General features: G+C 44.8%; 7 protein-coding genes. All 7 read right to left on the reverse strand.

Features of this window, described 5'->3' with window-relative positions; all coding sequences use genetic code 11:
• Nucleotides 1–21: 21 nt before the first annotated feature.
• From FNE76_RS04450 to FNE76_RS04480, 7 genes are read right to left on the reverse strand one after another with little or no spacing between them, the layout of a single operon-like run.
• Nucleotides 22–1,203 (reverse strand): tRNA methyltransferase, encoded by a 1,182-nt coding sequence (locus FNE76_RS04450; RefSeq protein ID WP_120948352.1) that lies wholly within the window; start codon nt 1,201–1,203, stop codon nt 22–24.
• Nucleotides 1,200–2,375 (reverse strand): tRNA methyltransferase, encoded by a 1,176-nt coding sequence (locus FNE76_RS08535; protein WP_235895358.1) that lies wholly within the window; start codon nt 2,373–2,375, stop codon nt 1,200–1,202. The genes FNE76_RS04450 and FNE76_RS08535 overlap by 4 nt, the downstream gene beginning before the upstream one ends.
• Entirely contained in the window at nt 2,372–4,468 is a 2,097-nt protein-coding gene (locus FNE76_RS08245) for a glycoside hydrolase (RefSeq protein ID WP_162983086.1), read from the reverse strand. Before FNE76_RS08245 ends, FNE76_RS08535 begins: the two co-directional genes overlap by 4 nt.
• A complete protein-coding gene (locus tag FNE76_RS08540) occupies nt 4,465–5,700 on the reverse strand; it encodes a tRNA methyltransferase (RefSeq protein WP_235895359.1) in 1,236 nt (411 codons plus the stop codon). Before FNE76_RS08540 ends, FNE76_RS08245 begins: the two co-directional genes overlap by 4 nt.
• Before the next feature lie 2 nt (nt 5,701–5,702).
• Nucleotides 5,703–7,790 (reverse strand): glycoside hydrolase, encoded by a 2,088-nt coding sequence (locus FNE76_RS04470; protein ID WP_143928397.1) that lies wholly within the window; start codon nt 7,788–7,790, stop codon nt 5,703–5,705.
• Nucleotides 7,787–8,992 (reverse strand): tRNA methyltransferase, encoded by a 1,206-nt coding sequence (locus tag FNE76_RS04475; protein ID WP_120948350.1) that lies wholly within the window; start codon nt 8,990–8,992, stop codon nt 7,787–7,789. The genes FNE76_RS04470 and FNE76_RS04475 overlap by 4 nt, the downstream gene beginning before the upstream one ends.
• Nucleotides 8,989–10,038 carry a hypothetical protein gene (locus FNE76_RS04480; RefSeq protein ID WP_120948349.1) on the reverse strand — a complete coding sequence of 350 codons (1,050 nt, stop codon included), beginning with the start codon at nt 10,036–10,038 and terminating at the stop codon, nt 8,989–8,991. The genes FNE76_RS04475 and FNE76_RS04480 overlap by 4 nt, the downstream gene beginning before the upstream one ends.
• Nucleotides 10,039–10,131: the final 93 nt, after the last annotated feature.

Genomic DNA, 10,131 nt, shown 5'->3' on the forward strand with positions numbered 1-10,131 from the left:
TCTTGATAAAGAGCAGGCGGATCATTTAAGCCCCTTTTCTAAGTGTTCTTGCAACGCCACACATAGCGCATTACTAGACTTAAACACTTGGAGCTTATCCTTAGAGTCTAAATACACACAGGGGCTATCATCAATAGAAATCAAACGCACAATGTGTAATTGCTCTTGAATGTCTTTAGCGTTGTAGGTTTGGGTTTGAAAGAGTTGTAGGCAGGTTTGCTGTGATTGTGCGCTTAAATATTTGGGGCTTAGGCACATGGTGGGGTTGTCTTTGAGCATGTTTTTTAAAATCTTGGGGTCATCATTTTGTAAGCTGTCGTAGTAATAGGGGGCGTTGCGATTTAGGGGGAACACCCGCGCTAGATAGAGATCAAAGAGATGTTCGGGGTCTATGCGTTGGGCGTTTTTATCCATGAAGTCCCAAAATGTGCGTCTGTCAGGTATCCGGTTTGCAGATATCCCCCCCTCAAAGATGGTGTTCATAACGAGCGCAACCCAAGAAGGATAGCCTATACGAAAGGCGAAGATGTCCATGGGTATATCCACTTCATGCATATCTTGAATAAGGCGTTTTCTAAAAGGCTTATAGGGGACAATGTTTTTTCTTTGCTCTTCATATAGCCCTTTTTCATGAAAAACAAAGATATTTCTCATACGACGCAGATCAACATTTTTAGAAAAAATGCGATGGAGTTGCTCTAAATAGGCGATCACATCTAGCCCCGCTTTGTGGGCGTTGAAAAGCGGGGCATAGAGCCATGCGTTGATATGTAAAAATTCGTGGGCAACAAATGTAGCCTTTTCTTCAAGCGACATGTTTATGAGGTCTAGGGCATGGAACATGGCCTTATCTTTAACATGGGTTAAAAAAAGCTCTTCTCTTTGGTTTTTGGGCTTAAACTCTTTAAACAAGGAGACTTGCTTAACCACAGCTTTGGCTAGGGGGATGGAGGCATCTGTGTAGCCTGCCATAATCTGAGCCAGAGTATAGTCGTAGTTGTCATTTAATGGGACATTTTCGCGCGCATCTTTTATCTTGGCGAAGGATTTTTGCATGTAAGTAAAGAGCACCTTAAACGCCCTGAAAAATTCCTGGGTATCTTGGGATTCTTTGGGGTTGTCTATTTGAATCATGATGGTCAATACATCTTCTTTTGCCTGCAGATTTAACACCAAGAGGGCTAGGAGAAGTAGGCGGATCATTTAACATCCTTTGTTAGGTGTGTTTGCAGTTCCAAACAGATCGCATTGTCAGATTTAAACGCTTGGAGTTTGTCCTTAGGGTCTAGATACACACAGGGGCTATCATCAATGGAGATCAGGCGCACAATGTGTAATTGCTCTTGAATGTCTTTAGCGTTGTAGGTTTGGGCTTGAAAGAGTTGTTGGCAGATTTGTTGGGATTTTGGGCTTAAGTATTTGGGGCTTAAACACATGGTGGGGTTGTCTTTTAGCATGTTTTTTAAAATCTTGGGGTCGTCATTTTGTAAGCTGTCGTAGTAATAAGGGGCGTTGCGATTTAGGAGGAACACCTGCGCTAGATAGAGATCAAAGAGATGTTCGGGGTCTATGCGCTGGGCGTTTTGCTCTAAAAACTTGCTTAGCCCTCCTCGACAACTGGACACAAGATTATCGCGATCTTCATCCAAGTTACCGCCCAATCTTGTGTCCAAAACTGAGAGCGCCCAAAAATACCACTCTTGCCTAGAAATTCTTATCAGTCTCTCTGCATGATCCATATCTTGGACTAGGCGTTTTCTAAAAGGCTTGCGGGGGATCATGTGTTTTTCTCGTTTTTCATCAAGTCTTGCCATATTGAACTCTTTGATCTTGTCAATGCTCCCATCAAGCTGTTTTTGAGAAAACTCCTTGTGGAGTTGTTGGAGATAGGCGATCACATCTAGCCCCGCCCTGTGGGCGTTAATGAGAGGCGTATAAAGAAAGGCGATCACATCTAAAAAGATGTGGGCTGTGGCTTTTTTTGGTTTGCAATTGTAGCAATTGATGAGAGAATCGAGCACATTTAGGACATGGAGCATTTCCATATCCCTAACATGGACTAAGAAAAGCTCTTCTCTTTGGTTTTTGGGCTTAAACTCTTTAAACAAGGGTATTTGTGCTGCTACAGCTTTAGCTAGGGGGGTGGCGGCATCTGTGTAATACGATGTGATGGATGCCAAATCTCTTACATTATAGCCTACAATATTATCAGGCGTTCTTGTCTGCATATACTCTTTATGTATGCGATCTTGGGAGCGAATAAAGTAGGTTTTAAGCGCCTTAAACGCCTTGAAAAAGGGGGCATCTTTATGGCTTGGGGGCTCTTTAGCTTGTAGAGTTACGACCAAGAGAGCTAAGAGAAGTAGGCGGATCATTGGGTGTCCTTTGTTAAATTTGTCTGCAAGGCGTGGCATAGGGGGTTGCTGGACTTAAAAGTTTGCAACTTGTTTTGCGAGTCTAAATACACACAAGGGCTATCGTCAATGGAGAGCAGCCGCATGGATTGTAGGGCTTGCTGCAGATCTTTTATGTCGTAGGTGCGTTGCTGGAAGATATCTAGGCAAGTGGCTTGAGCCTCGCTGTTAAGGTATTTGGGGTGCAGGCAGGCACTGGGGCTTTCACGCAAGCGATTAATAGAGAGCTTTTGGGGGTGCAATAAGGAATCGGTGTAAATGTCTGCATTGTAAAAAAACGCCACAACCTGTTTGATGTAATGCAAATCCCATAGCGGGGCTGATTTAGGGGTTAGCCATTTAGCCAAATCGCTATTAGAGGCAAATGTGTGTTTTTCATCATGGGCGGGCAGATCCCAATCGACCATGGGTATCGTATTGCCCTGTTGATAGCGGTTGGTGAGGTCAGCACCCACTTGAGCAATACTCAAATCGGTCAGCCACGGACTTTCTGGTATGTCGGTAGGCTCATCGCAGTCCCCCACTTCTTTACAAGGGTTTTGGGGTTTTTGGGTGCTTTGGATGGCTTGTAAATACGCACTAGGGTCTAAGCCCTGTTTGGCGGCTTCTATTAAGGGGGCGTAAAAAAAGTGGATTAGATTGAGGTAGTGGTAGGCTAACATAGGGATAGAAATGAATTTAGGGCGGTGTTTGTTTAGATTCGCGCGAAAATAATACACCGAGCCTCTTAGCAGGGCAAACAAGTGGAGCTGTTCGTAAGAGAGAAGTTGATTCCACTTGGGACCTTGTAGGGTGGCTAGGGGGGTGGCTTGTAAAATGGCTTGCAGACTTTGCTTAAAGGGTGCAACAGCATAGGGGGGTGTGTCCATCATGGTAATCAAGCTCTCTTGTGCCTTTTTAAAGGCGTTGATGAGATTAGTAGGCACACGCCTGCCCATTTGGGGCGGGTTAGCCTGTAGGATTTGGCAAAGGGGGTCTTTGGAGGGGAAATTTTGGAGCGTGTTTTGGGGGGTGAGATAGAGGCAGGGCTGATCGTGGAAAGCAAGCAGGCGAGTAGAGCGGAAAAAAAAGTAAAAAAACGCACTGCGTTGCTTGATTAAAGCGTTGCAGGCGGGAATGTCGGCTTTAGAGGCATTCAAGCAGCCAAAAAACCCAACCCGATCTAAAGGGACGGGCGGGTTAGAGGGGCTTAGAGTCCGGACGCCCCCTAGCCAAGTTTTGAAACGATAGGCGTAATATTGATGCAAACGGCTGATGTCCCACAGGCTTAAACCTAAAAATTGGGGGGCATATTGGTAATAGGCTCTTTCTTCTTGCCAGGCGACACCATAATCATAGCGGTTAAATAAGAAATTATCCGCCCCCGCTTTTAGTGTTTTGAGGCGCAAGATAGTGGGGGAGTTGCCTTTACTTAGCATACCTTTTAGGGTTTTGAGATTGTGATCATCATCCTTAGAGTCAAAGCGGAGTCGGTTTAATAGGGTTCTTTGGTAGTCTTTTGCGCTGAATGTGAAGCTAAAGTCCCAATTTAAGTTATCTAAAAAGGACTCTAAGGGCAGGCCTTGCTTGGAGGCGTTGAGTAGCAAGGGGTAGTAAAACTCTAGGTTGTGTTGCAGGTCATCTAAGAGTTGTTTCGCTTGTAGGGGCTTTAAAGGGGGTATGCCGTGCTTGAGTGCCTTTTTACAATCCATTTTACCACTAATCTTAGCGCGCACCAAGCCAAAGGCGTGCAAAGTCTCAAAACCCCTGATTTGGTGATAAAGCGGGAGGCTTTTTAAACGGGTCATAAAAGGCACATGGTCGATCATTGCAGCAGCTAGGGTGAGCCATTCTTTGTAATGCTGTGCGACCACTTCGGGGGCGATCACAACGCGATCCATGTCGTTAGGCGCACACTGGGCTTTTAGGGCGGCTTGTAGGGCGCTGTTATGGGCTTTGAGTAGCGAGTCATACAAACTTGTAGCCGCCTTGAAAAAGGGGGTATCTTTATGACTTGAGGACTCTTTAGCCTGTAGATTTAAGACTAGGAGAGCTAAGAGGATCAAGCGGATCATTTTTGCTCCTTTGTCAAGTGTTTTTGTAACGCCACACAGATTGCATTATTAGACTTAAAGATTTGGAGCTTGTCCTTAGGGTCTAAATACACACAAGGGCTATCATCAATGGAGACCAGGCGCACAAGGTGTAATTGCTCTTGAATGTCCTTCGTGTTGTAGGTTTGGGCTTTAAAGAGTTGTAGGCAAGTTTGCTGGGATTTGGGGCTTAAATACTTAGGGCTTAAACACATGGTGGGGTGGTCTTTTAGAATGGAGGTGGGGTTGTTTTGTAAATGTGTGTAGAAGGGGGCGTTGTAGCTTAGCACAAGGAGACGGGCTAGATAGAGGGTAGAGAGGTGGCTAGGGTCTATGCGTTTTGGGTATTTGTGCAACATCTCTTGATAAGAATCATCATCCACATAATAGGAGGGTGGAACATCTTCTTGCTTGCCATCGACGATTAAATCTTTATCATCACCTAAGATGTGTGCGAGCGTTAGGCGTTCCCACAAACTGCGCGAATGGATCTTTTGTTGGAAAAATCCATAAGCATCGGCCATGTTTTTGATGTCTGTATGCAGTTGTTGTAAGAGTTTATCGTTAGAAATGTTTTCATCATAGGCGGTTGCAATGATGTCATGAGCACAGCCCGCACAAGTGCTGCTATCATTGCAATAATCATTGGGGGCAAAGGGGGCGGGGTGGCATTGTTTTTGAGCGACCAAGATATGCTGGAGCTGGTTTAAGTAGCTCATCATATCTAGCCCTGCCCTTTGGGCATTGAAAAGTGGGGCATAGAGGAAATTGGCGGTGTCTAAGAAGACTTTAGCGAGTGTGGCACTTTTAGGGTGATTAGCATAGGCATTATACACCCCGATACTATCTAGCGCGCGCAACATCTCTCGCTGTTTCAAATGCGCCAAAAACCGCCTTTCTGCTTTATTCTTGGGCTTAAACTCTTGGATTAAGGGCATTTGTTGGACCGCTGTTTGGGCTAGGGGGATCACGCCTTCAATGTACTCTGAAATGCCCCACGCAATGCTCATGTAGTCCCATCTCTCATCTGCATCAGGGTCACCTACGGCTTTTTGATTGCCTTCATCCATGTAGTCATGGAGGGCTTTAAATGCCTTGAAAAAGGGGGCGTTTTTGGATTCTTGGGGTTTGTCCATGGGAATCATGATGGTCAATACATTTTCTTTAGCCTGCAGATTTAAGAGCAAGAGGGCTAAGAGAAGCAAGCGGATCATTTTTATTCCTTTGTTAAATTCTTTTGCAACGCCAAACAGATCGTCTTATCAGATTTAAACGCTTGGAGTTTGTCTTGAGAGTTGAGATACACGCATGGGGCGTTGTCAATGGAGATTAAACGCAAGGATTTTAAATACTTTTGCAAGGGTTTGGGGTCGTAGGTGTGTTGTTGAAAAATTTGCAAGCAAGTTGCCTTAGCTTCCTTGTTTAAATACTGGGGTTGCAAACAGGCGGTGGGGTGTGTGCGCAAGCGATCGGCAGAGACTTTTTCGGGGTGTAATAGCGTGTCTGTGTAAATGTCTTGGTTGGTGAAAAACGCCTCAATGCGTTTTTTATAATGCAAATCCCATAGCGGGGCCTCTTTGGGAGTCCACCATTTGGCTAAATCCCCATAAAATAAATACCCCCGCTTTTCATCCCATGCGGGAGCACCCCATTTTACATAGATAAGATCTTCAAAAGAAAAATTAAACTTATACCTATTTACAAGGAAAGTGCCTGATTTGGCGCTTCTAAAATCTTCAAGCCATGGGCTCTTGGGGGTATTCTTAGGGCGTGTGCAAGAATCGTCTTTTGTGCATGGGTAGTTGCTGTGTGGGGCGGATTGTTTGAGATTGTGTAAATACGCGCTAGGGTCTAAGCCAAGTTGCACGGCTTTGATTAAGGGGGTGTAGAAGAAATCAATCCTGTGGAGGTAATTATAAGCCAACATGGGGGCGGAAGCGGATCCAGAATAGTATGTATCCGTGTCAAAATCTGTAAAGTTCAAAGAACCGCTCAAAAGAGCTAAAAGATGGAGGCGTTCGTAATCAAGCACATGGTGCCATTTAGGGCCTTGCAGGGCGGCTAGGGGCGTGGCTTGCAAAATGGCTTGCAGGCGGTCTTTAAAGGGCTTGAGGTCATGGGGGGCTTCATTGATCATGTGGATCAAGGCATCTTGTGCCTCTTGAAAGGCTTTAGCCACATTAGAGGGCACGACTACGCCCATTTGGGGCGGGTTTGCCTGTAGGGTTTTACAAAGGGGGTCTTTGGAGGGGAAATTTTGGAGCGTGTTTTGGGGGGTGAGATAGAGGCAGGGCTCATCCCCAAAGGTGATGAGGCGGACACGCCGGAAGTAATTGTAAAAATCCATATCGGGATTCTTCAATAAGGCTTGGCATGCTAGGGTGTCTGTTGTAGAGTCCTTAAGACATGCATAGAAACCCACGCGATCCAAAGGGGCGGGGGGTTGAGAGGGGCTAAGCGTGCGGACACCTTTTAGCCATATGTCAAAGCGGTAAGCATAATAATCTTTCAAAAGTTGCATGTCATACAGGCTCACGCCTAAAATGGTTTGGAGCTGTTTGTAGTAGGCTCTTTTTTCTTGCGAGGCAATATCATAATCGCCATTATCAAATAAGAAATTATCTAAACCCGCCATTAGAGTTTTAAGGTGCAATATAGTGGGCGAAGAGCCTTTGGCTACCATGTCTTCTACGGCTTTGAAGTTGGTGTTATAGTCCTTTGAGGAGAAGTTTAGGTGGTAGGTCAGGGTGTTTTGGTAATCAAAAGAAGAGCCAAACCAAATTAAATGGTTTAAGAAAGATTCTAGGCCTAAGCCCTGTTTGGAGATATTGATTAAAAGGGAGTAGAAAAATTTGAGGTTGTCTTGCAAGGCGTTGAAGAGTTTTTGGGCTTCAAGGGGCTTGATAGGCGGTGCGCCATTGTATAGTGCGTCATCACAACCCACTTCAGTAATCTTAGCACGCACCATCGCAAAGGCGTGCAAGGCTTCAAAGCCCCGAATTTGCGGGTAAAGCGGGAGACTTTTTAGGCGTTGCATAAAGGGCACATGGTCGATCATTTCAATCGCTAGATTCATCCATGTTTTGTAACGCCGTGCTACGACTTGTGGGGTCATAAAGGATCGATCCATTTTGCTTGGATCACACTCCGCTTTAAGGGCAACTTGCAGAGCACTGTTATGGGCATTTACGAGCGAATCATACAAACTTGTGGCCGCCTTTAAAAAGGGGGCGTTTGGGGATTGTGGCGACTCTGTGGCGTGTAAATTGAGTCCTATGAGAGCTAAGAGCAGGAGGCGGATCATTGTAAATCCTTTTGTAGGTTGGTTTGTAAGGCTAAACATAGGGGGTTGGTGGTTTTAAATAGCTGGAGCTTGTCGCTGGAATTGAGATACACGCATGGGCTCTCATCAATGGAGACAAGGCGCACAAGGTGTAATTGTTCTTGAATATCTTTAGAGTTGTAAGTTTTGGCTTGAAAGAGTTGTTGGCAGGTTTGCTGGGATTTTACACTTAAATATTTAGGGCTTAAACACATGGTGGGGTGGGCTTTGAGCGTGTCTTTTAAAATCTTGGGGTCGTCATTTCTTAAGAGATCGTAAAAAGGGGCGTTGCGCTCTAGAGGGATCACCCGTGCTGTGTAGAGATCAAAGAGATGTTCGGGGTCTATGCGCTGGGCGTTTTTATCCATGAAATCCCAAAATGTGCGCCTAAATACACAAGTGTCAGATACCCGGTCCCAAGCTATCCCCCCATCAAAAAGGTTGTCCAAAACGAGCGCAACCCAATAACTATAGTCTGCATGGTGGGCAAAGATTTGCATGGGGATATGCGCTTCATGCATATCTTGGGCTAAGTGTTTTCTAAAAGGCTTATGGGGGACAATGTTTTTTCTGTCTGCTTCATATATCCTTGCTCGATTAAAATCACGGATATTGTTTATACGGCGCAAATCCGTATTTTTAGAAAAGAGACGATGGAGTTGTTTAAGATAGGCGATCACATCTAGCCCTAGCTTGTGGGCATTGAAAAGCGGGGCATAGAGCCATGCGTTGATATGTAAAAATTCGCGGGCAATAAATGTCTCCTTTTTTTCAAGCAAATCTACTACTATGAGGTCTAGGGCGTTAAACATGGCCATATCCCTCACATGGGCTAAAAAAAGCTCCTCTCTTGCATTTTTGGGTTTAAACTCTTTAAACAAGGGGACTTGCTTAGCCACAGCTTTAGCTAGGGGAATAGAGGCATCGGTGTAATGCCGCATCGCCCAAGTCAAAGCGGGTAGGTATGCTGTATCTGGGTTATTTGGGTTATTGGGGTCGTCTATGTCATCGTCTATCTTGACAGAGGATTTTTGCATGTAAGTATGGAGTGCCTTAAACGCCTTGAAAAATTCCTGGGTATCTTGGGATTCTTTGGGGTTGTCTATTTGAATCATGATGGTCAATACATCTTCTTTAGCTTGCAGATTTAAGAGCAAAAGAGCCAAGAGGAATAGGCGAATCATTTAAGTCCTTTTTCCAAATGTTTTTGCAACACCAAACAGGTTGCGTTGTCAGATTTAAAGATTTGGAGCTTGTCCTGCAGATTTAAATACATACAAGGAGTATTCTCCACATTTAAAAGGCGTTGGGTTGTCAAGTAGCTTTTTAGGTTGTGATAGAGATTGGCTGGAGGCTTTTTAAGCGCATTAAGACAGGTTTGTTGGGACAAAGGGTCTAGGAGTGCGCCTAGAAAGCACACACTAGGTCTTTGCACAATGGCAGATAATTTTAAGGGTTTTTGAGGTGTTTTTGGTCGATCCACATCAAAGACCTGATCGATATAAAAGCCCCAATCTTGAATATCGCTCCAAGATCGGGATAACTGGTAAGCTAGGACTTGCTTTAAAGAAGTGTCTAGCTTGGGATCGTGGGGGGCGTATGTTTGCAATTTATTAGGATGATCCCACAACTCTGCGCTAAGTCCATAAGCCACGAATTGAGATTGGGGCACTTGTATGGTTTGCTTGCCTAGGTTCCGGAGTATATTGACTTTAAAGGCAAGCTCCATAACTAAATCATCTTGGGGTTTGGGCTTTTGGGGTAAATGTTGCCAATCCTCTAAAACATGCACGCCTTGTTCTTGCAACGCCACTAAGGGCTTATAGATTTCTAGCAGGGACAAAAACAAGGCTAGATTAGCTTGGGGGCTATTGAGGGCTTGGTATTTACCCGCCTTGTTTCTGGCTTTTGGCATAGAGCTATTAAGCAACTCTAAAAGCTGGGCTTGGCTTAAAATCTTGAGGGTTTTATTAGGTTTCAAAGCCTTTAAAAGGGGCATTTCTTGGATGAAATTTTGGGCTAGCTGGCGGATTTCTTGGGCTTTTTGCTCTAAAGAGCTCTTCAAAGGCTCTTCCTCTAAACCCCGTGATCCGTGCCTAGAGAGCACATCGCTAGAGATGGCGTAGCGCTCCAACACCTTAGCTTGTAAAACTTCCATTTGTGAAAGCCATTTGGCAGGCGATGCGTGGATGAAGCCCACAAGCAATAAAGTCACCAAAATTAAGCGCATTTAAAAAGTCCTTTCTAAATGTTCTTGCAACGCCAAACAAAGGGCATTTTTAGATCGAAGTGCTTGGAGTTTGTTCTTAGGGTCTAAATACAG

Source organism: Helicobacter mehlei, assembly GCF_007280785.1.
Taxonomy (GTDB): Bacteria; Campylobacterota; Campylobacteria; order Campylobacterales; family Helicobacteraceae; genus Helicobacter; species Helicobacter mehlei.